The 22829-nt window shown below is 60.9% G+C and carries 20 protein-coding genes and 1 pseudogene; 6 read left to right on the top strand and 15 right to left on the bottom strand.

Annotated features, from left to right (window positions below; genetic code table 11):
* Positions 1 to 14 precede the first annotated feature (14 nt).
* A pseudogene (locus tag NCT03_RS29630) lies at positions 15 to 1123 on the top strand (alkene reductase).
* Between the two features lie 269 nt (positions 1124 to 1392).
* On the opposite strand, the gene NCT03_RS29625 reads toward NCT03_RS29630, so the two are convergent.
* The 3 genes from NCT03_RS29625 to NCT03_RS29615 are packed head-to-tail and all read right to left on the bottom strand — an operon-like array spanning position 1393 to position 5114.
* A complete protein-coding gene (locus tag NCT03_RS29625; protein ID WP_250494952.1) occupies positions 1393 to 2544 on the bottom strand; it encodes an epoxide hydrolase family protein in 1152 nt (383 codons plus the stop codon).
* 31 nt (positions 2545 to 2575) lie between these two features.
* Positions 2576 to 3910, bottom strand: a complete 1335-nt coding sequence (gene tcuC, locus NCT03_RS29620) for a tricarballylate/proton symporter TcuC (RefSeq protein ID WP_250494951.1) — start codon at positions 3908 to 3910, stop codon at positions 2576 to 2578.
* Positions 3911 to 3953: 43 nt separating this feature from the next.
* On the bottom strand, positions 3954 to 5114 hold the full coding sequence (locus tag NCT03_RS29615; RefSeq protein ID WP_250469676.1) for an L-talarate/galactarate dehydratase: 1161 nt from the start codon (positions 5112 to 5114) through the stop codon (positions 3954 to 3956).
* A 199-nt stretch (positions 5115 to 5313) separates the two neighbouring features.
* On the opposite strand from NCT03_RS29615, the gene NCT03_RS29610 reads away from it, so the two are divergent.
* The 3 genes from NCT03_RS29610 (at position 5314) to NCT03_RS29600 (ending at position 8723) form a co-directional block, all read left to right on the top strand.
* Positions 5314 to 6345 (top strand): LacI family DNA-binding transcriptional regulator, encoded by a 1032-nt coding sequence (locus tag NCT03_RS29610; RefSeq protein ID WP_250494950.1) that lies wholly within the window; start codon positions 5314 to 5316, stop codon positions 6343 to 6345.
* Between the two features lie 105 nt (positions 6346 to 6450).
* Entirely contained in the window at positions 6451 to 7767 is a 1317-nt protein-coding gene (locus tag NCT03_RS29605) for an SGNH/GDSL hydrolase family protein (protein ID WP_250494949.1), read from the top strand.
* 128 nt (positions 7768 to 7895) lie between these two features.
* Positions 7896 to 8723, top strand: a complete 828-nt coding sequence (locus tag NCT03_RS29600; protein ID WP_244831750.1) for a phosphodiesterase — start codon at positions 7896 to 7898, stop codon at positions 8721 to 8723.
* A 9-nt stretch (positions 8724 to 8732) separates the two neighbouring features.
* Here the strand turns inward: NCT03_RS29600 and NCT03_RS29595 are convergent, their stop codons facing one another.
* Both NCT03_RS29595 and gcvA read right to left on the bottom strand, forming a co-directional pair.
* Positions 8733 to 10115 (bottom strand): MFS transporter, encoded by a 1383-nt coding sequence (locus NCT03_RS29595; RefSeq protein ID WP_250494948.1) that lies wholly within the window; start codon positions 10113 to 10115, stop codon positions 8733 to 8735.
* A 127-nt stretch (positions 10116 to 10242) separates the two neighbouring features.
* Positions 10243 to 11130: a transcriptional regulator GcvA gene (gcvA, locus tag NCT03_RS29590; RefSeq protein ID WP_250469679.1), complete on the bottom strand. Its 888-nt coding sequence runs from the start codon at positions 11128 to 11130 to the stop codon at positions 10243 to 10245.
* 109 nt (positions 11131 to 11239) lie between these two features.
* On the opposite strand from gcvA, the gene NCT03_RS29585 reads away from it, so the two are divergent.
* Positions 11240 to 12082, top strand: coding sequence for an EamA family transporter (locus NCT03_RS29585; RefSeq protein ID WP_250469680.1), 843 nt, complete (start codon positions 11240 to 11242; stop codon positions 12080 to 12082).
* Between the two features lie 33 nt (positions 12083 to 12115).
* On the opposite strand, the gene NCT03_RS29580 is transcribed toward NCT03_RS29585, so the two are convergent.
* The 9 genes from NCT03_RS29580 to NCT03_RS29540 form a co-directional block, all read right to left on the bottom strand.
* Positions 12116 to 12724: an NUDIX hydrolase gene (locus NCT03_RS29580; RefSeq protein ID WP_250494947.1), complete on the bottom strand. Its 609-nt coding sequence runs from the start codon at positions 12722 to 12724 to the stop codon at positions 12116 to 12118.
* 26 nt (positions 12725 to 12750) lie between these two features.
* Entirely contained in the window at positions 12751 to 13623 is an 873-nt protein-coding gene (locus tag NCT03_RS29575) for a D-psicose 3-epimerase (RefSeq protein WP_250494946.1), read from the bottom strand.
* A 31-nt stretch (positions 13624 to 13654) separates the two neighbouring features.
* Positions 13655 to 15196, bottom strand: coding sequence for a sugar ABC transporter ATP-binding protein (locus tag NCT03_RS29570; RefSeq protein ID WP_250494945.1), 1542 nt, complete (start codon positions 15194 to 15196; stop codon positions 13655 to 13657).
* Between the two features lie 60 nt (positions 15197 to 15256).
* Positions 15257 to 16204 carry a sugar-binding protein gene (locus tag NCT03_RS29565; RefSeq protein ID WP_244831757.1) on the bottom strand — a complete coding sequence of 316 codons (948 nt, stop codon included), beginning with the start codon at positions 16202 to 16204 and terminating at the stop codon, positions 15257 to 15259.
* Between the two features lie 31 nt (positions 16205 to 16235).
* Positions 16236 to 17240 (bottom strand): ABC transporter permease, encoded by a 1005-nt coding sequence (locus NCT03_RS29560; protein ID WP_250494944.1) that lies wholly within the window; start codon positions 17238 to 17240, stop codon positions 16236 to 16238.
* Positions 17241 to 17422: 182 nt separating this feature from the next.
* Positions 17423 to 18721, bottom strand: a complete 1299-nt coding sequence (locus NCT03_RS29555) for a D-tagatose-bisphosphate aldolase, class II, non-catalytic subunit (RefSeq protein WP_250494943.1) — start codon at positions 18719 to 18721, stop codon at positions 17423 to 17425.
* The gene (locus NCT03_RS29550) at positions 18714 to 19706 is read right to left on the bottom strand and encodes a tagatose kinase (RefSeq protein ID WP_244831760.1); all 993 of its coding nucleotides are present in this window, start codon (positions 19704 to 19706) and stop codon (positions 18714 to 18716) included. The genes NCT03_RS29555 and NCT03_RS29550 overlap by 8 nt, the downstream gene beginning before the upstream one ends.
* 63 nt (positions 19707 to 19769) lie before the next feature.
* Positions 19770 to 20579: a DeoR/GlpR family DNA-binding transcription regulator gene (locus NCT03_RS29545; RefSeq protein WP_250494942.1), complete on the bottom strand. Its 810-nt coding sequence runs from the start codon at positions 20577 to 20579 to the stop codon at positions 19770 to 19772.
* Positions 20580 to 20688: 109 nt separating this feature from the next.
* Positions 20689 to 21177: a PaaI family thioesterase gene (locus tag NCT03_RS29540; protein ID WP_250494941.1), complete on the bottom strand. Its 489-nt coding sequence runs from the start codon at positions 21175 to 21177 to the stop codon at positions 20689 to 20691.
* Positions 21178 to 21251: 74 nt separating this feature from the next.
* Here NCT03_RS29540 and NCT03_RS29535 point away from each other — a divergent pair, with 74 nt between their 5' ends.
* Positions 21252 to 22595, top strand: a complete 1344-nt coding sequence (locus tag NCT03_RS29535) for an aminotransferase-like domain-containing protein (RefSeq protein ID WP_250494940.1) — start codon at positions 21252 to 21254, stop codon at positions 22593 to 22595.
* Positions 22596 to 22607: 12 nt separating this feature from the next.
* Here NCT03_RS29535 and NCT03_RS29530 read toward each other — a convergent pair.
* Positions 22608 to 22829, bottom strand: a 222-nt coding sequence (locus NCT03_RS29530; protein WP_250494939.1) for a Crp/Fnr family transcriptional regulator, incomplete at its 5' end; no start/stop codon positions are given.

Here is a 22829-nt window from a genome sequence, read left to right as displayed (position 1 = left end):
TCCGGAGAGAGAACATGTCCAAACTTCATTCAGCCGTCAGAGTCGGTCCCTACGAGTTTTCGCATCGCGTCGTGCTGGCGCCGCTCACGCGCATGCGTGCCGAGGAAGGCGCCATCCCCGGCCCGTTGATGGCCGAGTACTATGCGCAACGCACGTCGAAAGGCGGCTTCCTGATCAGCGAAGCGACCATTGCCGCGCCGAACGGCAACGGCTACCTCGGCGCGCCCGGCCTTTACGACGACAGCCAGATCGAAGGCTGGAAGCAAGTCACGGAAGCCGTGCATGAAAGAGGCGGCCGCATCTTCCTTCAGCTTTATCACGCGGGCCGCCAGTCCAATAGCCAGTTGCAGCCGGATGGCGGCGCGCCGGTGGCTCCGTCGGCGGTATTGCATGGCGGCGTCGCTTATACGGAAGCTGGCTGGATTCCCAACACCCCGGCCCGCGCGCTCACCATTCCGGAAATCGCGCAACTCGTCGAGCGCTTCCGCACGGCAGCGGAGCGTGGCAAGAAAGCCGGTTTCGATGGTGTCGAACTGCACGCCGCGAACGGCTATCTCTTCGATCAGTTCCTTCAAGACGGCAGCAACATGCGCACCGACATCTACGGCGGCTCGTTCGAAAACCGCGCGCGCTTTCTGCTGGAGGTCACGCGCGCCGTCATCTCCGTGTGGGCAGCCAGCGCGTCGCGGTGCGCCTCGGGCCGAGCGGCACGTGGGGCGATATGTCGGACAGCAATCCCGAAGCGCTCTTCTCCTTCGTGGCGCGTGAATTGTCGAAGCTCGATCTGGCGTATCTGCACTTGATCGAACCGCGCGTGCTCGGCAATGTCGATGACGACAGCAAAGACCCCGCACCCGTGGCCGCGCAACTGATCCGCAAGCATTACGAGGGCGTCATCATCGCGGCGGGCGGCTTCAAGGGGCCAACGGCCGAAGCCATCCTGCAAGCAGGCGATGCCGATCTAGTGGCGTTCGGACGCGACTTCATCGCCAATCCGGATTTGCCCGAACGCCTTCGTAATCGGTGGCCGCTCAATGCGTATGACCGTCCCACGTTCTTTGGCGGAACCGAAGCTGGCTATACCGACTATCCGTTCCATCGCGCCGAAGCACGGGCCGCGTAAGCCGGACGCCGCCATGAACGCTACTTCCCCGCCGGTGTCTCTGACGCCACTCTGCTGGCTCGCGCTCGGCACGTTGCGGGGTTGCGCGGTACGCCTGTCGCGTTATCGCTCAATGCATGGTTCATGTGTCTCGGCTTCTCACTCGGTGCCGCGCTCGGGTCGATCACGCTGAATGTTGCGTCGTGACCGATCTTGGCTTGACCGCGTCGGTCTGCAAGATCGCGGCGTTCACGCTGACCTTGTGCGAAGCGGCGCCCGCCGCGGCATGACTAACGAAAGCGCCTGAAGAACGTGCGCATTTCGACGGCAAGAAGTTCGGGCTCTTCCATCGCGGCGAAGTGGCCGCCGCGCGGCATCTCGGTCCATTGCGCGACATCGAAGACACGTTCGAGCCATTCGCGCGGCGGCCGGCTCAATTCTTTGGGAAAGCGCGCGTAACCCACTGGCGGCAACACGCGCTGACCCGCAGCGAAACGCATGGGTTGCAGGCGGTTTTCGTAGTACATCTGCACCGCCGTGCCAATGCTCTGCGTGTGCCAGTAGAGCGAGAGATTCGTCAGCAACTCGTCCTTCGAGAAACTGCGCTCCACATCGCCGTCGCAATCGCTCCATGCGCGGAATTTCTCGCAGATCCACGCGGCGAGTCCCACGGGGGAATCGTTGAGCGATGCAGCAAGCGTCTGCGGCTTCGTGCTGTGCATGTGCGCGTAGGCGCCTTCTAGTGCGACCCACTCGCTTCGCGCGCGCACGAAGTCTTGTTCGGCATTATTCATCGGCGCGTTTGCGGAATCCACGGATGGTTCGTAAGAGCCCGGCAGAAAGTTGAGATGAATACCATCGACATGCCGTCGATGCCGTAACGCCAGCGCAACCGACACCGCCGAACCCAGGTCGCCGCCTTGCGCACCGAAGCGCTCGTAGCCTAGACCTTGCATCAGCGCGGCCCAGATATCGGCGACTTGAAACGCGGACGTGCCGGGCTGCGCGGGCGCGGCGGAAAACGCGAAGCCCGGCAGCGACGGCAGGATGACATCGAAGGAATCGGCCGGGTCCGCTCCGAACGATGCGGGATCGCACAGCATCTCCGTCAGCGCATGAAACTCGAAGAACGATCCCGGCCAGCCGTGCGTGATGATGACCGGATACGGCTTTGGACCCACGCCCCGCCGATGCACGAAGTGCACGCGCTGGCCGTTCACATCCGCAATGAATTGCGGTTGCCGGTTGAGCTCGCGTTCGGCGGCGCGCCAGTCGAACGTATCGGTCCAGTACTGCACGAGTTCGCGCAGCCACGCGATATCGATACCTTGTTTCCAAGACTCGGATGGCGTCATGGGTGGCCAGCGGGTATCGCGTAGCCGGCGGCGCAGGTCGTCGATCGCTTCGTCCGGAACGGCAATCTTGAATGGCTCGATGTGCATGGCGGGTCGCTACTCCAGCAAGGTCGGAGGTTCAGTGTAACTCGACCTTTTGCCGCGCTCCCGTCTTCTCGTGATTCAGGCAAAGCGCCGCCGCGAGGCTGATCGCCGCGTTGATCGCGAGCCACACGCCGACCATCGCGCTGCTATGAAACGTGTGCGTGAGCCATGTGAGGATGGCGGGCGTGAAGCCGCCCAGCACGGCCGCTGCGATAGCCTGCGCGAACGCATAGCCGGATGTGCGCGCATTGGGCGGCACGAGTTCGACCATGGCCGCGACCTGAACGGCGCTGTAGGCTGCATAGATGAACGAGAACCACAGTTCGACCACCGCGAACCTCAGCACGGTTGCATGCGTGGCGAGCCATGACATCAGCGGATACGCGGTGACGGCGGCCAGCAACGTGACGACGATCAGCACCGTGCGACGGTTGAAGCGATCGGCCACGAGCGCCATGATCGGCAGCCAGACGAGCACCGACAAACCGCCGAAGAAGAGAATGATGAAGCCCGCGGATGCGCCCAGATTCAGGCTCTTGATGAAGGTCGGCGCGTAAGTGGTGATGGTCTGCGAAGTCACAGTCGCCATCGACACCATGCCCATGCACAGCACGATGGTGCGCCAGTCCGAGACCAGGCTCGTGCAGATCTCGGACATCTTCGGCGCGCGCTTTCTGGCCGCGAACACCGACGTTTCCTGAAGACTCGACCGCAGCCAGAACATGACGGGAATGACCATGCAGCCGAGCAGAAGCGGCACGCGCCATCCCCATGCGTGCAGTTCGTCTTGCGTCAGCCAGTAAAGCAGAACGAGTCCGACGAGCGACGCCACCATCACGGAGATTTGCTGGCTGCCGGCTTGCCAGCACGTATAAAACGCGCGGCGTCTGGCCGGCGCGATCTCCGCGAGATAGACCACTACGCCGCCGAGTTCGGCGCCTGCGGAGAACCCTTGCATCAGCCGTCCAAGTAAGACGATGATCGGCGCCGCGATACCGATACTCGCGTAGGAAGGCGTGCATGCCACGGAGATGATGCCGAGCGACATCAACGACAACGCGAGAATCAGACCCTTGCGGCGCCCATGACGGTCCGTATAAGCGCCGAGCACGATAGCGCCCACGGGCCGCGCGAGAAACCCGAACGCGAAGGTCATGAGCGACATCATCAGCGAGATGTATTCGTTGTCGCTCGGAAAGTACGTCTGCGCGATGTATCTCGCGTAATAGCCGTAAATCATGAAGTCGTAGATTTCCAGCGCATTGCCGGCGACGACCTGAATGATCGGCTTGATCGCGACTCTCGATCTGTCGACGTCCGGCGCACTCACTGACGCGAGGCCTGGGCTTGCAACCGCGGAATCCTTCATCGCTACTCCTGTCGAAAAGCGTTCTTTCTGGCCGATGGAAACGTCAGGCGCGTGCGCCGATCTCCACTTCCTGCGCGGTCCAGCCCGCAACGCGGTCGCTGAGCGTGAGACCGAGACCGGGACGCGTCGGCACGAGCATGCGGCCATCGCGCGTTTCGAGCCGTTCGTTGAAGAGCGGTTCGAGCCATTCGAAATGTTCGACCCACGGCTCGCGTGCATAGCTTGCCGCGAGATGCACATGCAGTTCCATGGCGAAATGCGGCGCGAGCATGAGACCCGCGTGATCCGCGAGCGTCGCGACTTTAAGAAACGGCGTGATGCCGCCGACGCGCGGTGCATCCGGCATCAGATAATCCGCCCCGCGCAACCGGATGAACTCCCAGTGTTCCGACACGCTCGTCAGCATCTCGCCTGTGGCGATCGGTGTATCGAATTGCGTGGCGAGCGCTGCATGGCCTTCGGCGTCGTAGCAATCGAGCGGCTCCTCGATCCAGACGAGATTGAACTGTTCGAACGTTCGGCACATGCGTTGTGCGGTCGGACGGTCCCATTGCTGGTTGGCGTCGACCATGAGCGGGAAGGCATCGCCCAGATGCTTGCGCACGGTTTGCACGCGATGAATGTCGAGCGCCGAGTCCGGCTGGCCCACCTTGAGCTTGATGCCACCTATGCCTTTTTCGCGCGATATGTCGGTGTTGGTCATCAACTGATCGAGCGGCGTATGCAGGAAACCGCCGGACGTGTTGTAGCAGCGTACCGACTCGCGTTGCGCGCCCAGCAGCTTGGCAAGCGAGAGGTTCGCGCGCTTTGCCTTCAAGTCCCACAGCGCGACATCGAACGCGCCGATGGCTTGCGCCGCCATGCCGCTGCGCCCCACCGAGGCCCCCGCCCACGCGAGCTTGTCCCACAGCCGCGCGATGTCGCTCGGGTCCTCGCCGATCAGCACGGGCGCGATCTCCTTCGCATGCGCGAACTGGCCCGGACCGCCCGCGCGTTTTGAATAGCTGAAGCCGAGTCCGCGTTGACCATCGGCCGTTTCGATCTCCACGAAAAGAATAGCGATCTCGGTCATCGGCTTCTGCCGGCCGGTCAGCACCTTGGCGTCGCTGATGGGATTGGCGAGCGGCAAGAACGTGGACGCGACGCGAATCCACCTGATTGAATCGTTCGATGTTTCTGCGAGAAGCGAAGACGTTGCGTTCATGTGCCGATTCCTTGAATGACGAGTTCGAAGCCTTTAGCGATGAGTCGATAATACAATGATTGCGCAATCATTCAAGTTTAATTGATTGCGCAATCATCATGGTTTACGCTTAATGCACGAGTGCGAACGTCTTTGATCGGTGGGCCTTCATGGTCTAATCCAATGCGTGGCGCTTTGAAAAAAACGAAGTCGGGGAAATATGGCGAAGAAAGACGAAGGCATTCAGGCGACGGCGGAAAGCGTGACGCTTATCGATGTCGCGCGTGTGGCGGGCGTCGCGCCGATGACCGTGTCGCGCGCACTGAACCGGCCGGAACTCGTGCGCAGCGACACGCAGAAGAAGGTGCTCGACGCTGTTCGCGCGACGGGTTACGTGCCCAACCTGCTCGCTGGCGGATTGGCGAGCAGCAAAAGCCGTCTCGTGGCCATTCTGTTGCCGACCATTGCCAACTCCATCTTCGCCGACACCGTGCAAGCGCTGGTGGACCGTCTGACGGCATCGGGATATCAAACGTTGCTGGGCGTGACCGCTTATTCAATCTCGCGCGAGGAAGCGCTCGTCGAAGCCATTCTCGGACGCCGCCCGGATGGCATCGTGCTCGCTGGCACCAGTCACAGCAAGGCCACCGTCGCGCGGCTGGTGAAGGCCAACATACCCGTTGTCGAGATATGGGATCTCACGAGCAAACCTATCGATACGGTCATCGGTTTCTCGCACGAACAGGTGGGTAAAGAGGTCGCGCAACATCTCATCGCGAAGGGCTATCGTGACTTCGGCGTGTTGTCCGTGGACGATCCACGCGGTTTGCGGCGCTGCAAGAGTTTGATCGCGCAACTCGCGGCACAGGGAATCGAGAACACCGCGTTCGAGATAATGCCCGCGCCGGCAACGTTGCAGGCAGGACGAGAAGGCACGGCAAAGCTGTTGCAGGCACGGCCGCCGCGCATCGTCGTATGCAGTTCGGACACGCTCGCGCAGGGCGTGCTCGCGGAAGCCGCCAGCCGCAAGTTGAACGTACCGGACGATATCGCCGTGATGGGCTTCGGCGACTTGAGCACCGCCGCGCACGTGTACCCTGCACTCTCGACGGTACGTGTGGATGGCGCGACCATCGGCATGAAAGCGGCCGATACCTTGCTCGCGCGTTTTTTGCAGGGCCGCACGGGCGCCGTTTCCTCGCGCGTGAAGATCGACACGGGATTTACGATCATCGACCGCGAAAGCACATGACACGCCCGCAAGCAGCGGGGTATACGATAGTGACATCGTCCAATTCGTCGTCCATATTTACTTGGCTATCCTTACAGGATGGTCAAATAAATAACGGAGACATCCATGAGCGAACGTCTGTTCTTCCGCGCGGCTGGCCGCGCGATGTCGCTGCTATGCGCAGCGTATTTCGTTCTCGCCGCGCCGAACGTCTCGGCATCGCGAGGAGACGGCCGCGACGATGGATGGATCTCCACATGGACAGCAAGTGCCGATCGCAATAACAACCTGACCACGCCGCAGAGCTTCAATGCGTCGACGACGATTCGCCAGGTCGTGCACTTGAGCGTTGGCGGCGACCGCGTTCGCGTGCGTCTCACCAACGAGTTCGGCACGACGCCAGTAACGGTGGGACCGGTACATATTGCGTTATCCGTCGGCGGCGCGAAGATCGCGCCGAACTCCGACCGCACGCTTACCTTCGGCGGAAAGACCACGGTCACGCTTTATGCAGGTGCGCCGATTCTCAGCGATCCAGTAGATATCAAGCTGCCGCCGTTCGCGGACATTGCCGTGAGCTGCTTCCTGCCCGACGCCACGCAAGCACAGACCGTACATCAACTGGCCGTGCAGAACGCGTATGTATCGAGTGGCGACAACACCGCCACGGCCGATCAACCTTCTCCGCAAAAATACACGAACCGCTTTTTCCTGTCCGGCGTGCTGATCGATACCGACCGCGACACACCCGCCGTCGTGACCTTCGGCGATTCGATCACGGATGGCTACGCCTCCACCGTCGATGCGAACCGCCGCTGGCCCGACGATCTCTCGCAACGGCTGAATGGCGGCTCGGCGCGGCGCAGCTATGCCGTGCTGAATCAGGGGATCAGCGGCAATCGCGTGATCAAGGATGGCTCGGGCATCAGTGCGCTCGCGCGCTATGACCGCGATGTCCTCAGCCAGTCGAACGTCAAGCTGGTGATCTTCCTCGAAGGCATCAACGATATCGGCTGGCCTCAGACCGTGCTCGACCCGACGGCGGGACTCGTTCCGGCGCAGGACATCATCGACGGATACAAGCAGATCATCGCGCGGACTCATCTGCGCGGCATCAAGATCGTGGGCGGCACACTGACACCGTTCCACAACGCGCTGCAAGGCACGCCGAACCAAGGCTACTGGACGCAGCAAAAGGAAGCGATCCGTCAGACCGTCAATGCCTGGATACGTACGAGCCGCGCGTTCGATGCAGTCGTGGATTTCGATGCGGTGCTGCGCGATCCGGCGCATCCGATCGACATTCGCGCAGTGTATGACAGCGGCGATCATCTGCATCCCAACGATGCGGGCTATGCGGCCATGGCCAATGCTGTCGATCTCTCGCTGCTCTACAGGGCCGACGACGACCGCGATCACGATCACGATCACGACCATCATTGATTGAGGAACATGCGGACGCGCATCGCGCGCGTTCGCATTCGCGTCTTCCCGCGCACTACCCACCTGTCCGCGCTATCCTTCTGATTCGCCCATTCTTCGCATGGACCCCGCACGGCCTGTCGACCCTCATGCTATTAGCGCAAATCAGCGATCTCCATATCAAGCGGCCCGGCAAGCTCGCCTATGGACGTGTCGATACCGCCGCCTATCTCAGCCGATGCATCGAGCATCTCAACGCACTCGATCCGCGACCCGACGCCGTGCTGATCACGGGCGATCTCGTGGACTTCGGCGATACCGAGGAATACGCCTATCTACGCACGCTGCTGAATCCGCTTGCCATTCCGTATTACCTTTGCATCGGTAATCACGATGGACGAGAAGCGCTGCGCGAAGTATTCGGCGATCACGCGTATCTGCGAGACCAAGCGCGTTTTGTTCAGTATGCGTTCGAGCTAGGCGGCGTACGCATTGTCGTCGCGGACTCGCAAGACCCGCCACACGGAGGCGGCCGGCTGTGCGATGAACGGCTCGACTGGATTGCAGAGACGCTGGCAAGAAGCGCTGCGCAGCCGACCTTGCTTGCCATGCATCATCCGCCGTTCGACTGCGGTATCGAGCATATGGACGAGCAAAAGCTCGATGCCGCCGATGCAGCGAAGCTCGCGGCTATCGTCGCGCGTCATCCGCAGATCGAGCGTCTACTGTGCGGGCACGTGCATCGCGCCATTCAAATGCGCTTTGCCGGCACGATCGCGAGCGTGTGTCCGTCGACCGCGCATCAAGTCGCGCTCGACTTGCGCAAACGCGGCCCGTCCCGCTTCGTGATGGAACCGCCTGCATTCCAGTTGCATCGCTATGTCGCGGGCGAAGGGCTCGTCACGCATACGGCATTCATCGGCGATTACGGCGGTGCTTATCCGTTCTATGACGAGAACGACGCGCTCATCGACTAAGCGGTGCTTTTAGCGTCGCGCCATGCCGAGATCATCGGCTGCGTTCGACGCACTCGCCGCACGCTTGCCTTTGTTCCCTTCTTCGAGCGCGTTCAGTTGTTCGAGGCTCAGATTGCGCGTTTCAGGCGCGAGCCACACGGAGATCAGCAAGCCCGCGAGCGCGATGCCGAAGAAGAACCACAGCGCCGCACTCGCGCCCCACCACGCGACGAAATTGGGGAACACGAGTACGCCGAGAATCGAGCCGATGCGGCTTACGGAAGTCGCGAGACCCGATGCGCCCGCGCGCACGTTCGTCGGAAAGAGCTCGGTCGGATAGACGAAGTTGAGAATGCCGCCGCCCGAATTGGCGAACAGAACCGCGCAACTGAACAGCACGACTAGAAAGCCGAAGGTCGGCTTCGAGTTGAGCGCGAGCACGAGAAGCGCGGCGGAAAGCCCGGCAAACGACGTGATCAGCAGCGGCCTGCGTCCCCAGCGATCCACCAGATTCATGCCGATGATCGCGCCGATCATCCCGAGAATGGCGATGAGACCCGACCCGATGATGGTCAGCACGCGCGAGCCATGCGAGAACGGCGAGATGATGGTCGGCGCGTACATCGAGATGCCGTAATAGGCAGTTGCATAACAAAACCAGAAGCCAAGCACGAAGATCGTACGGCGCAGCATGGGCCTGGAAAAGAGCGATGCGAGACTGCCCTTCGACTCGACCTCGCGCGCAAGCACGACACGCTCGCCCGTTACCGCGAGCATGACGGCTTCGGCTTCCTCGTGACGGCCTTTGGATTGCAGCCAGCGCGGCGATTCCGGCAGCGTCATGCGAAAGAAGAACACGATCAACGCGAAGATGGCGCCCACGCCCAGCATGTAACGCCATGCGTTATCGCCGAGCGGCAGGCACGCAAGCCCCACGACATACGCGGCCACCGCGCCGACGAACCACATCGCCGCAAGAAAGGTGCCGTGCTGTCCGCGCTTGTGCCGCGAACTGAATTCGGCGACGAGCGTGGCGGAGATAGGATAGTCCGCGCCGATGCCCACGCCCAGCAAGAAGCGAAACAGGATGAGTTGCCACGCGCTCTGTGAGACGGCCGTCAAGAGCGCGAACAGCACGAACGCCAGCAGATCGACGACATACATGGCCTTGCGGCCGAAGCGATCCGTCAGCCGCCCGAGCCAGGCCGCGCCGATGAAGGCCCCGATGATCGCCGACGACACCACGAGACTCTGCACGCCCGCGCCGAGATGCCACTGCTTGATCACCGAAGGCAGCGCGACGGCGACGATCGTCAAGTCGAAGCCATCGAGGAAAGTGCCTCCGGCGGACAGCAGCGTGACCTTGCGTTGAAAGCGCCGGACCTGCTGTGAGTCCAGATGATCGAAGCTCATTGCGTGACTCCCATACGTAAGCGATTCGTCAGCGTGACGACTTGAGACGGACGAAAATTCGTGTGGCGCGAGTGTGACGGAGGTCTGTGACAGGCCGATGATGTCGATATCGTGTACCGCGCGTGAATCAGCGTATTCCCTCCCCTTCGAGCCATGAGCGGAACAGGACGACGAGTTCGTCGTCGGACTTCGCATCCGGCACGTAGGTGCAATAGCTCCGCGACGGCAGGCGCGGCTCGGCAAACGGCGTGACGAGACGGCCAGCGGCCAGATCGTCGGCAACGAGCGCGGTCGGTCCCATCGCAATGCCGAGTCCGTCGATGGCCGCCTGCAAGGTGAGATAAAAGTGATCGAAGGTCAGGATCGCGGCAGGCCGCAACGCGGGAATCTCCGCACGCGCGAGCCAGTCCGGCCATAAACGCGGGAGGCTCGACGTATGCAACAACGTATGCTGCCGCAAATCTTCCGGCGTGCGCAGCGCGACGCGTTGCATTAACGCGGGGCTGCACACAGGCACTCTTTCCTCGACGAGGAACGGCCGCATAGAGTAGCCATAGAACGTGTCGGGACCGCCGCGAATCACGATGTCGTGAATATCTTTAAGGCTCTCGACCGATGCGTTCGATGTCTCCACCTTGACGTCTACATCGAGATGCTCGGCGTGGAACTTCGCGAGCCTTGGAACCAGCCAACGCAACGTGAAAGTGGCGGGCGCATTCACGGACAGCGTGCGCGAAACCGTTCCAGGGTAACCGTATCGCGCAGTGGCCTGCGACAACTGCTCGAAGAGCGGACCGATTTCATCCAGGTAGGCCTTTGCCTTGGGAGTCAACACCACGCGCCGGTTATGCCGCTCGAACAGCGGTTCGCCGAGCCACTCTTCGAGCAGGCGCACTTGCTGACTGATTGCGCCATGCGTCACATGCAATTCGGCTGCGGCTTCCTTGAAGCTGGCAAGACGCCCTGCGGCTTCGAACGCGCGCAGTGCATTGAGCGGAGGCAGGACTCGTTTCATTCGAAAGAGTTTATCTAACGCGAGCGGCCAATTTAACTGGTTTGCCGCACGCTCACAAGATAGATAACCTGCTTACATCCCTCTTTCGCGTCCTTAGCCTGGATTCCGCATGCTCAGTTATACCGGCGGTCTCGTCCTTATCGCCGCCGTGCTTCACGCCAGTTGGAACGCGATGTTGCATGGCAATCGCGACCGCTTCCTCTCCATGACGTGGATGAGCATTGCCATCGCGGTGGTCTCGACCATCGTGATCGTTTTTTTGCCGATGCCCGCTTCCGCCGCGTGGCCATGCATCGTTGCATCGGGGCTCGTGCATATCGTCTATAACGTGAGCCTCGTGCGGTCGTATCGGCGAGGCGATCTCGCGCAGGCTTACCCGATTGCGCGTGGTTCGTCGCCGCTGCTCGTCACGCTCGGCGCAGCGCTCTTCGCGCACGAGGCCATCGGGCCGCTGCATGCGTTCGGCATCGTGATGATCTCGGGCGGCATCATCTCGCTGGCGCTGCAAGGTAGCCACGTATCGCGCGCGGGTGCGTTGGCGGCATTTCTGACTGGCGTGACCATCGCGGTCTATACCGTGATCGACGGTATCGGCGTGCGCTTGTCGGAGGGCAACGCGCTTGCCTATACCGCGTGGATGTTCATGTTCTACTGGCTGATGCCGCTGCTCTTCATGGCGACGCGCGGACTCTCTGCACTATGGACGCCGATACGCACCGCCCCGATGTCGATCGGCTCATCGCTTGCGGGCGGGTTGGTATCGATCGGCGCATATGGCATCGTCATTTGGGCGATGCAGTCGGGCGCGATGGGCGCGGTATCGGCATTGCGCGAGACGAGCGTGGTGTTCGCGGTGCTGATCGGTAGAGTGTTTCTGCGTGAAGCGGTCAGCGTGAAGCGCTGGCTCGCATGCATGATCGTCGCGGCGGGCGCGATATGTCTCGGGCTTTGACCGCTCGCTTCCAGTGTCGCTTCTTTCGTCGCTTCAGTCGAAGTCGATATGACCGCTTCGTCTCAGCTCATCCAGCCTGAAAATTTGCTGCGGCAGCACGCGCCCAAGCGATAGCGCGGGAAGATCGTCGAGGCTGAAGAATCCGACGGCACTCGTTTCCGCACCGATGACCTCGCCCGCCTCCACGATCTCGCCGAGAAAAATCAGCTTCCAGATGTGAAAGACCGATGGTGGATGCGGATGTCTGTCTGCATCCCAAACCGCGAGCAAGCGCTGAATCTTAACCGTATAGCCACTTTCTTCCCGCACTTCCTTCGCCGCGTTCTCGGCGGGCGAAACGCCTATGTCGGCCCAGCCGCCTGGAAGCGACCACATGCCGTCCGCCATTTCTCGCACGAGCAGAATCTGCCCCGTTTCATTGAATACCGCGGTACGCACATCGAGCTTTGGATTGGCATAGCCTGTTTCGAACGCGAAAAGTTCGGCTATCTTGGTCGAATCAGTCGATGAGAGCGCGGCGAGTTCAGCGTGCGCGATCTGCGCGATCTCATCGTAACGTTCGGTATCGAAAACGCTCGTTGCGTAGTGCAATCCGGTTTGCGCCAGTGCAAGCAGGCGGCGAGCGCGTTCCAAAGATGCCATGTAGTCGGTTCCAATGCGGCCTCAGTTCACGTCAAATGGCCTCTCACGAATTGCAAGGAGCGGCGTGCGCGCTCGTCCATTTGTTCGTCTGTCGCACCGTTCGACATGTCGCGCCAGACTCCCACTGCGCGGCTCACGTTTCCGCCCTTGCGCATGAAAGGCTCCATGACGATTGTCCCGTCATATTCGATCTCTTTCAACGCGCCAAAAATCTCGTCCCACGGCAGACGCCCTTCGCCTGGCGGCAAGCGGTTCGCTTCGCCCAGATGGAAGTGTCCGAGCTTTCCCTTGCAGGCGAGGATTGCATCGCGAAAAGAGTGCTCTTCAATATTCATGTGGAACGTGTCGAGCTGCACCTTGCAGTAAGGGTTGTCGACCGCATCGCAGAACGCGAGCGCTTCGCGTGCATCGTTGGCAAGCCATTGCTCGAAGCGGTTGACCACTTCCAGCGCGTAGATGATCCCATAGCCTTCCGCTACCTTGATGACGCGACGCACGCTGTCCACGGCACGCTCCACGTAGGGACGCTTGTCCGTCATGCCGGGCGGCGGCGATTGCGGCCACGCGCAGAAAGTGAGTCCCGCGAAAACGGCCGCACCGAGCATATGGCAATCGTCGAGCAAGCGCTTGACGTACTCCGTGCCTGCATCTCTCACGCTTTGGTCGGGAGAGGCGAAATCGTACTCGGGCTTGAGACCGATACAGCACATCACGGTGAGGCCGAGATCGTCGGCGACGGTCTTCAGTTCGCGCTTCTTCGCATCGGGAAGATTGTTGAATTCGCCGAGCGAAATTTCCATCATGTCGAAGCCCAAGCCGGATATGCGCTTCGCCACGGCCGGAAAATCGACCAGCCATTCGGTCGACCAATACGTGTAGAACATGCCGACTTTATTCAAGGCACGACTCCTTTGATGTTTGCCTGACTTGCTAGGCCACGAAGCCTTTTGGCTTGACCTCGGGATGCGCGGGGTCAGCATGTTCGAGCGCGGCCAGCGACATGATGCGTTCCTCGGAGGCGTCGTCGAAGCCGACTTCACCCGCAAGCTGACCGCCCCGCATGACAAGGATGCGGTCGGAGATGGTCAGTATCTCCGGGAGGTCGCTGGAGATAACGAGAATGGCGAGACCTTCTCGGGCAAGTTCGCGCATGAGCGCGTAAATCTCGGCTTTAGTGCCGACGTCCACGCCGCGCGTGGGTTCATCGACGATCAGGACACGCGGTTTCGACGCGAGCCATTTCGCCAGCACCACCTTCTGCTGATTGCCGCCGCTCAAGAGACCCACGAGTTGTTCGACGGTCGGCGTCTTGATGTTGAAGCGCCCGACGTAACTGTCGATCATGCGCGCTTCCTGCAACGGGCGAATGACCGTGCCCTTCGAAAGACGCCCAAGCCCCAGCGCAGCGAGCGACAGGTTGCTGCCCACCGACATGCCGAGCACGAGCCCCTGATACTTGCGGTCCTCGGGCACGAGCCCGATCCCGAGCTTCATTGCATCGCGAGGCTTCGCGATCCTGACCGGCTTGCCCTCGATGGTGACGTTGCCATGCTTCGGCGGCGGCGCACCGAAGATACCCATCGCCACTTCGGAACGTCCCGCGCCGATCAGTCCGGCAAGTCCCACGATCTCGCCGCGTCGCAACGAAAACGATACGTCGCGATAACGCTCGTCGTCGCCCAGACCATCCACTTGCAGCACGATTGGCTGATGCGCGTTATCGGGCTTGATGCGCCGTACTTCGGCGAGATCGCGGCCCACCATCAGGCGCACGACTTCATCGGGCGAGGTATCGACAAGACGCGCGGTACGCACGTGCTTGCCGTCGCGAAGAACGGTCACCGCATCGCAGTTGTCGAACACTTCGCGCATGCGATGCGAGATATAGAGAATGGTCACGCCGCTCGCGCGCAGTTCGTGAACCACTTTGAAGAGCGTCAGGGAGTCGGCTTCGGAAAGACTCGAAGTCGGTTCATCGAGAATCAAAAGACGCGGCTCGTGAATCAACGCCTTGCATATCTCGATCAACTGCTGCTGCGCGATGGTGAGATCGCCGAGACGCGTATCGGGATCGAGTGCGATGCCAAGCCGTTTCATCGCGGCCTTCGCTCTCGTCAACAGCACGCCGCGATCGACCAGCACGCGCGCCATGCGCGGCTCCGCGCCGAGAAAGATGTTCTCGGCAATCGTCATGTTCGGCGCGAGCATCAACTCCTGAAAGACGATGGAGATGCCCTTGGCGGCGGCATCGCGCGTACTCGAAAACTCGACCTCCTGACCGTCGAACATCATGCGTCCCGAGGTCGGCGCATGTGCCCCTGCGATCACCTGCATCAAGGTCGACTTGCCCGCGCCGTTCTCGCCCATGACCGCATGCACGGTGCCGGCCTCGACATTGAAGGACACTTCCTGCAGCGCTTTCACGCCGGGATAGGTCTTCGTTATCTGCTCAACGCTCAACAGCACGGTCATGGCAGCACTCTTTCTCACGAATGACGCGGGGCGCAGCGCGTGGCCAGCCCCGCGCGCGGTTCATTTACCGCCGACGAATTTATCGACGTTCGACGAGTTGACGATATCCACGCCCGTATCCGTGACCGGCGGCACCTTGCCACCCTTGGTCAGCGCATCGAGTTGCTTGACGGATTCAGTGCCCATCGTGAGCGGCCGCTGACCGATCAGCGTCGTCGCATAACCTTCCTTCAGCAGCTTGATCTGCGATGGCAAGGTATCGAACGAAACGATCACGAACTTGCCCGCCTTGATATCGGCAGCCTTGTTGCGAACCGCGCGAATATAGGCCTCGGGCGCGAACATGGGCCAGCCGCCAGCGAAGAAGATGCCGTCGAGTTTCGGGTTCTTCGCGAGCATGTCCTGAATGAGCTGCACGCCCGTGCTCGAATCGTCGTTGCAGGCGAAAGGCGAGCCCGACACTTCCTTGAAGTCGCCATTGAGCTTCGACTTGAAGCCCTTGATGCGCTCGTTGAGATTCGCCGCCGACAAGCCGCCTGTCAGAACCGCATACGTGCCGCCCTTGGGCAGCGCCTTAGCAAATGCTTCGCCCGCCGCTTCGCCGCCTGCTTCGTTGTTCGTGCCGATGAAAGCGATGCGCTTGGACTTCGGTGCGTCCGAGTCGAAGGTCACGACCGGGATGTTCTTCGCCAATGCCGCGCTGATGACGCCGCTGATCGAATCCGCATTGTTCGGCGCGATGGCGATACCCGCGACCTTCTTGGTGATCAGATCGCGCACGATACGGCCTTGTTCTGCGTCGTCGAGCTGGGCCGGGCCGGTGAACAGACATTCGGCGCCGATCTTCGCGGCTTCTTCCTTGCAGCCTTTTTCCGCGTCGGCATAGAACGCGACGCCGAGCGCTTTCGGTACGACGGCGAACACCTTCTTGTCCGCCGCCTGCGACTGGGCAATGCCTATCCCGAGCAGGAGCGTAGCGGCTACGGCACTGAGCATGGTGCGTGTCATGGTCTTCTCCAGAGTCGTTGTAATACAGCTTTCATCGACGTCGCCAGACGCCTTTTCTAAGTTGATCGATAAACACGGCAAGAACGATCACCGAACCGACGAACACCCCTTGCCAGTAAGCGTCCGTGCCGAGCAGAACGAGACCGTTGCGCAGCACTTCGAGAATGACGGTGCCGACGAATACGCCGATCACGGTACCTTCGCCGCCGGACAACGCCGTTCCGCCGATGACAGCCGCCGCGATCACGCTCAGCTCCTTGCCCAATCCTTGATTGGAGATTGCCGACGAGAGATAGCTCACTTCGATGATGCCCGCGAGACCCGCGAGCACCGACGACATCACGTAGACGCTCATCTTCAGGCGGTCGACGTTGAGACCGGTGAGCATGGCCGCGCGTTCGTTGCCGCCTACCGCGTATAACTGGCGGCCATAGACGGTACGCTTCAGAACGATGGCGGACACGATGGCGAGCGCCACGAAAATCAGAAACGGTACGGGCAGATCGAGAAAGTCGCCGCCGCCGAGGGCAAAAAACGAATCGCCGTCGGGACGAAAGCCATCGATAGCCTTGCCGCGCGTAATGACGAGCGCCAACGCCCGCGCAATGCTCATGGTGGCAAGCGTAGGCACGAAGGGCAGCATGCGCAGTTTGGTGACGCAGAAGCCGTTGAAGAGGCCGACGCACGCGGCTATGAGCAGCGTCAGCACGCAAGCGAGAAACACAGGCATGCCGGCCTGCATCATCGCGGCTGACGCGACGGCGGCCAGTCCCCATACACTGCCGACCGAGAGATCGATGCCGCCGGTGATCATCACCGCTGCCTGCCCCAGCACCACGATGCCGATGAAGGACAGGTTGCGCGCGTCGTTGAGAAGGTTGCCCTTGCTCGCGAAGTCGGGCGCGAAGATCGACAGAAGCACGACCATGATCAGCAGGGCGCCGACGATACCGGTTTCGCGCGAGTGCAGCAATTGAGCGGCGAACCCGCGACGGGGTCTCGCCCGCTCGCTGGCTGCCAGCGTTGGCTTGCTCATGGTGTCGCCTCCAGTGCCTCTGTGCGCCCGTCGCGTGTCATGGACAAGCTGTTTTTGTGCTGAAAGAGTTTAGTTTCGGGTCGAAACCCAGTCAAAGCGGGTTTTCCCTGCCGGGCTTGAAGCGCGATCCGGTTCACCTATGAACCTGCTTTCAAATATTGGATTCCTTAGTTTTCATTCGATCACTTTGCCTGCGTATGCATGCGGCAGGTCTCCGCATAAACACGGATTACGTCGCGGACCTTGCTGTAAATAAGGCTCATGGGCGATGCATCGATCGACCCCCGCCTCACCTGCCAGTATTGCTCCGGCAGATAGCGGCTGATCAGGTTTTCCCGTATGCCGATGTTCGCGAGGTTCGCCACCAGCTTGCGCGTCGCCTCATCGATATCATGGTCGGACCAGTAGTAGCGCACGCGGTCGCTATAGCTATAGGTTCGCAGCAACCGCTTCTCCTCGTCGCTGCCGTGATAGTACTTCTCCCAGTTGTTGGGTTTCTCTCGCATCACGCGTTCGACTATCTCACGCAGATTCGACCGGACATTCGGCGCGAGGAGTTCGCACTCGATGTCCGCCAATGCATAAAGCGCTTCACGCAAAGCGAAGGTTACGCCCGGTCCCACCTTGAGAATGGCGAAGCCATCATCGACCAGCGCCGAGAGCGCTTCGGGCTTTTGATAATCGGTGGAATGCGCTTCGAACACGATACCGGGTAGCCTTTCGAGCACCTTGGAAAGTCCGCTTGCAAGCGCGGGAGCGTAGTCGACGACCCTCGTATGATCGAACTCCACGCCGGGTTGAACGACGAGTCCCACCACACGCTCCCACGCCGCGCCGAGTCCGCGTGCATCCCAAGCCTTGCGATGCACGGCGACGGTATCGAGCGCAGCGCTCGCGTGCGTAACTTCCACGGTGGCGAGTTCTTCCGATGCACCGCCCGGAACGGGCACTTCAGTGCCGATGATATACACCGGACCTTCGGCGAGCCCCACGCGCGCGGCAGCCGCTTCGGCAACGGCGCACATACGCGCGGCACGTTCGGCCACGACCTCGTCGGATAGACGCGCGGGGTCATCGGCGCAGGGCATGCTTGCATCGAGATGGAGCTTTCTGAAACCTGCGGCGGCGTAAGCATCGATCAAGGCATCGGCGCGTTGCATGGCATCTTCGGCAGGCAGATTACGCCATGCGTTAGGGCCTAAATGATCGCCACCGAGAAGCAATCTATGGCGATCAAAGCCCATGCGATCGGCAAGGCCATGCACGAAGCGAACGAAATCCGCAGGCTTCATGCCGGTGTAACCACCATACTGATCCACCTGATTCGATGTCGATTCCAGGAGCAAGGGCGTGTCGTCATCGAGCGCCTGCTTCATTGCGGCTTCGATCACCCAGTGATGCGCCGAACAAATCGAATAGATGCCTTTCAGGCGCCCGGCGGCGCGCTCGTCGCCGGTCAAGCGCGTGACGATGTCAGTCATGCTTTGCCTCCGATGTCGCGGCGATGAACGCATCGAGTTCGGCAAGTGTCGCCGTGCCTTCCATCGGACCACGGAACGTCACGGCCCGCGCGCCCGCCGCGCTTGCATACTCGAGCGCGCGCTCCACGGAAAAGCCCTGCGCGCGGCACGCAATGTATGTCCCGCCGAAGCAATCGCCCGCGCCGGTAGGATCGACCTCCGTAACCGACAATGCCGCGAAGTGGCTCGCGTGATTGCCGTCGTAATGACTACAGCCGTCCTTGCCGCGCTTGATGACGACCTCGCGCACGCCGCGCGCAAGCAGTTCGTCGATTGCGCCTTGCTCCGTTCGCGCATTCGCAAGCAGCATTACTTCGTGGCCGCTCGGAAGAAACACATCGGTGTAGTCGAGAATGAAGTCGAGCGCCTCGCGCATCTCCGGAATGCGCAGCATTTCCTTGCGAATGTTTGGATCGAAGCTAACCGTACCGCCGTTTGCCTTCACGGTCTCGATCACCTTCTTCATCGCCTCGATGATGCGAAACGAGAACAGCGATGAGCCCATCACATGAAAGTGACCACACTCTTTCAGCAAGTGCTCGCGGATCTCGCCGACTGACAAATGCCCCGACGCGCTATTCGCAATGTTGTAGATGAAGTCGCGGTCGCCGTCTTCGCGATACGTCACGAAGGCACTACCTGTCGTCGCGGATTTGATCACGGAGATGCCCGACACATCGACGCCGTCGTCACGCAACCGTTCGACGTTGAGCACGCCGAAGTCGTCGTCGCCGACGCAGCCGATGATCGCGCAACGACTGCCCGACTTCGCCACCTGATCGATGAAGATGGCAGGCGCGCCGCTCGCATACGGTCCCATCAACGTGCCTGGCCGGCGAAACGACTGCCCGATTTGAGTCGCCAGGATTTCGACGAGGATCTCGCCCATCGTTACGATGTAGCCGGTGCGGCCGGCCTCTTGCGCTTGAGCTTGAGCTTCGTCCATGGCGTTCTTTGGTCAGGATGCCAACAAGGCAGATTGACGTTCAGGGCGTACCGCGCTTTCAACTTAATTCTGCCTAAACTCCAGAATGCCGCTATCCCTTCGCTGCAATTGCAGACCGTTGCGCGACACGGTGTCGAGCGTCGGCGAATCGATACCGTCATCCATTATCAACGTGTCGATATCTGCCACGCTTGCGAAGACTTCGCCGTTGCGCTCGTCGAGCAGCGGCTGATAAGCGACGACGACCGTCCGCTTGGCCGTACGTCTTGCCGCTTGCGCAACGCGCGCCTGTGCAGGGTCGGCAGCCAGCAGATTGCCATCGCGATCGAGCCCCGACGCCTGAAGAATGCACAGATCGAGCGAATGACGCGCCACCGATGCCTCGGCGTCGGGTCCAGTCATGGCAGTTGCGCCATGCTCCAGTTGGCCGCCGGTCAGAAGTAACTCGCAATGCAGAAAGCGCTGCGCCATGCCGCCGACCGCGACGTCCTGCACGAGAAGCGACAGGTTGGCGCGGTCCGACAAAAACGGAATGATCTTGTGAATGATCTCTCCCGCTCCCAGCAAGAGTGCTTCGTGATCGCCCACGGCTTCAGCGGCAATTCGCGCGATCATGCTCTCGGACGCCTTGCGCGTGGCGCCATCCGACGCCGGCACGAGAATATCGTCGCCCGTTTTCTGCACGAGATAGCGCGCCTTGCCAAACGAGCGCAGCAAATAACGCTGCTGCTCGAGATACGTCAGATCACTTCGAATGGTGACGCTCGAAACGTCGAACGCCTGACTGAGTTCCTCGACAGACACTTCGCCGCGCTTGCGCACAAGCTCGACGATCTGTAGCCGCCGCTTAAGCGAACTCTTGTTGGTGAGCATCGAATCGTCGAGTCGAAATGTCTTTTGTTCCGTAAGAGTCTAGTTTCGATTCGAAAGAACGTCAAAGGCATTTCCCTTCGTGATCCGTAGGTGTTTTCCCGCTTGGTACTTAGCGGTTTTTTGCTAATGCGCCGCGCAATGTCATTACCGTGCTCGCGACGCTCGCCACGAATTTGCCGTCTTCGCGCTGAATGTCGCATCGGTAATGACTGATGGTCCTGCCGCGATGCTCGGCCCATGCGCGCGCCGAAAGCCTCGATTTCCACACGGGGCGCAGAAAGGTCGCCCTCAGGTCGATGCTCGTGAAGCTCTCCTCGATGTCCATCACAGTGGAATGCGCCGTGCCGATAGCCGCATCGGCGAGTTCGCACAAAAGACCGCCGTGCACGGTGCCTTGTTGATTGCCGTGAATGGCGCAATCGGCATCGAGCTCGATAACGGCCAGCGCTTCGCCTATTTCGACGATGCGAAACTTGAGCAGCGCCGATATCGCGGTGGGATAACGCATGTGCGTGACGGTATCGGCAGTGAGGCTGCCGTCTAGTTGACGCTTCAGGAACTCGAGGACGGGAACGTGGCGGTGTGCGCTATCGGTCATGTCGGCTCCAACTCGGTGTTTTGCCGACAATAATCGCTTAAACTAGGACAATCAAATAATTGTCCTACATACACATGAGCGCAACGACACAGGTCAGGAAAGTTGCAGCCACGCTCGAAGCCGATATACGCAATGGCAAACTGCACCCGGGAGCGTTGTTGCCCACGCATCGGCAGCTTGCCACGCGTTACGGCATTGCCATCGCGTCGGCGACCAAGGTCTATGCGGAACTGAAGTCGTTGGGTCTAGTTGTCGGCGAAACCGGTCGTGGCACCTTCGTGCGCGACCGGCCGCAAAAACGCGAGTGGGATATCGGCGATGAAGCGCGGCTTTCTGGCAGCGCCGCCGATCTGTCGTTCAATCATCCAACGTGGCCGGGTCAGGCCGACCTATTGCGCTCGATGTTGCGCGAACTCGCATCTTCAGGCGACCTTGCCGCGCTCATGCGTCAGCAACCGCCTGGTGGCCGGCTTCATGAGCGCGCCATTGTCGCCAAGTTTCTGGCCAAGGCGCGTGGAATTCGCGTGGAAGCCGAGCAAATCTTCTTAGTGCTTGGCGCGCAGCAAGGTCTCGACATCACGACGCGCGCACTGCTCGAGCCGCACGATTCCGTTGCGGCTGACGCGCTGACTTATCCGGGATTCAAGATGCTCGCGCATACGCAAGGCCGCGATGTGCACGCGATCCCCGCCCTGGATGACGGTCCCGATCTCGACGCGCTCGACAAGCTATGCCGCCGTCACCGCATACGCGCGATCTACACCATGCCGACCGTGCACAATCCGCTCGGCTGGGTGCTGTCGGCTAAAAAGCGTCATCGTCTGGTCGAGAGCGCACGGCGTCACGACTGTATGTTGATCGAAGACGCCGCCTACGCGTATCTCGTGAACGACGCACCGCCGCCGCTCGTGGCGCTGGCGCCTGAGCGAACGGTGTATGTATCGAGCCTGGCCAAGAGTCTCGCAAGCGGCCTGCGCTTTGGCTTTATTGTCGCGCCAGAAGACTGCACGAGCCGCATCAAGGCCACGATCCGCGCAAGTTACTGGAGCATGCCGAGCATAGTCACTGCGATAGCCACGCGCTGGATGGCCGACGGCACCGTCGCGCGGCACGAAGTCATGCTGCGCCGCGAAGCGCGCCGCAGACAAGCGATCGCGCGAGACGTGTTCGCGAACATGGAGATGCTCGCGCACCCGTCCTCGCTGTTCCTCTGGCTACGCTTGCCAGAAGACTTGCGCGCGGATCGCGTAGCGACGGCGCTGGCTTCGCAGGGCATCGCCGTATCGAAAGCAGAGTCTTATGCGACGACGCGGCATGCACCGCGAGCCTTACGTATAGGCTTGAGTTCAGTGTCCATGGAAACGCTCGAACACGTACTGAAGCAGGTACGCGACACCATCGAGCACTTTCCAATCTGAGCGCTTTGGCCTTTAGACAAGTGCCTCGGCTTGACGCGTGCGCGGCAACATGCGTTCGAACTCACGCTTGACGATGCCGTAGCATTCGCACGCACGCTCTTCCAGACCGGCGCGGTCGAGCACCTTGATACAGCCTCGGCTGTGATGGATCAGGCCCGCGTCGTGCAGCTTGCCTGCGGCTTCCGTCACGCCTTCGCGACGCACGCCGAGCATGTCCGCGATCATTTGCTGCGT

It is taken from the genome of Caballeronia sp. GAWG1-1 (assembly GCF_023631465.1).
Lineage (GTDB): Bacteria > Pseudomonadota > Gammaproteobacteria > Burkholderiales > Burkholderiaceae > Caballeronia.
This window is presented reverse-complemented; position numbering and strand designations above follow the sequence as displayed.

Coding starts and splice junctions, on each gene's coding strand:
- NCT03_RS29580 (WP_250494947.1), bottom strand. CDS start 12,724: ATGGCATCTTTGGAACGCGCTCGCCGCCTGCTTGCACTGGCGCAAACC.
- NCT03_RS29570 (WP_250494945.1), bottom strand. CDS start 15,196: ATGACCGTGCTGTTGAGCGTTGAGCAGATAACGAAGACCTATCCCGGC.
- NCT03_RS29600 (WP_244831750.1), top strand. CDS start 7,896: ATGCTATTAGCGCAAATCAGCGATCTCCATATCAAGCGGCCCGGCAAG.
- gcvA (WP_250469679.1), bottom strand. CDS start 11,130: ATGAAACGAGTCCTGCCTCCGCTCAATGCACTGCGCGCGTTCGAAGCC.
- NCT03_RS29545 (WP_250494942.1), bottom strand. CDS start 20,579: ATGCTCACCAACAAGAGTTCGCTTAAGCGGCGGCTACAGATCGTCGAG.
- NCT03_RS29560 (WP_250494944.1), bottom strand. CDS start 17,240: ATGAGCAAGCCAACGCTGGCAGCCAGCGAGCGGGCGAGACCCCGTCGC.
- NCT03_RS29540 (WP_250494941.1), bottom strand. CDS start 21,177: ATGACCGATAGCGCACACCGCCACGTTCCCGTCCTCGAGTTCCTGAAG.
- NCT03_RS29555 (WP_250494943.1), bottom strand. CDS start 18,721: ATGACTGACATCGTCACGCGCTTGACCGGCGACGAGCGCGCCGCCGGG.
- NCT03_RS29585 (WP_250469680.1), top strand. CDS start 11,240: ATGCTCAGTTATACCGGCGGTCTCGTCCTTATCGCCGCCGTGCTTCAC.
- NCT03_RS29610 (WP_250494950.1), top strand. CDS start 5,314: ATGGCGAAGAAAGACGAAGGCATTCAGGCGACGGCGGAAAGCGTGACG.
- NCT03_RS29605 (WP_250494949.1), top strand. CDS start 6,451: ATGAGCGAACGTCTGTTCTTCCGCGCGGCTGGCCGCGCGATGTCGCTG.
- NCT03_RS29535 (WP_250494940.1), top strand. CDS start 21,252: ATGAGCGCAACGACACAGGTCAGGAAAGTTGCAGCCACGCTCGAAGCC.
- NCT03_RS29565 (WP_244831757.1), bottom strand. CDS start 16,204: ATGACACGCACCATGCTCAGTGCCGTAGCCGCTACGCTCCTGCTCGGG.
- NCT03_RS29615 (WP_250469676.1), bottom strand. CDS start 5,114: ATGAACGCAACGTCTTCGCTTCTCGCAGAAACATCGAACGATTCAATC.
- NCT03_RS29550 (WP_244831760.1), bottom strand. CDS start 19,706: ATGGACGAAGCTCAAGCTCAAGCGCAAGAGGCCGGCCGCACCGGCTAC.
- NCT03_RS29625 (WP_250494952.1), bottom strand. CDS start 2,544: ATGCACATCGAGCCATTCAAGATTGCCGTTCCGGACGAAGCGATCGAC.
- NCT03_RS29595 (WP_250494948.1), bottom strand. CDS start 10,115: ATGAGCTTCGATCATCTGGACTCACAGCAGGTCCGGCGCTTTCAACGC.
- tcuC (WP_250494951.1), bottom strand. CDS start 3,910: ATGAAGGATTCCGCGGTTGCAAGCCCAGGCCTCGCGTCAGTGAGTGCG.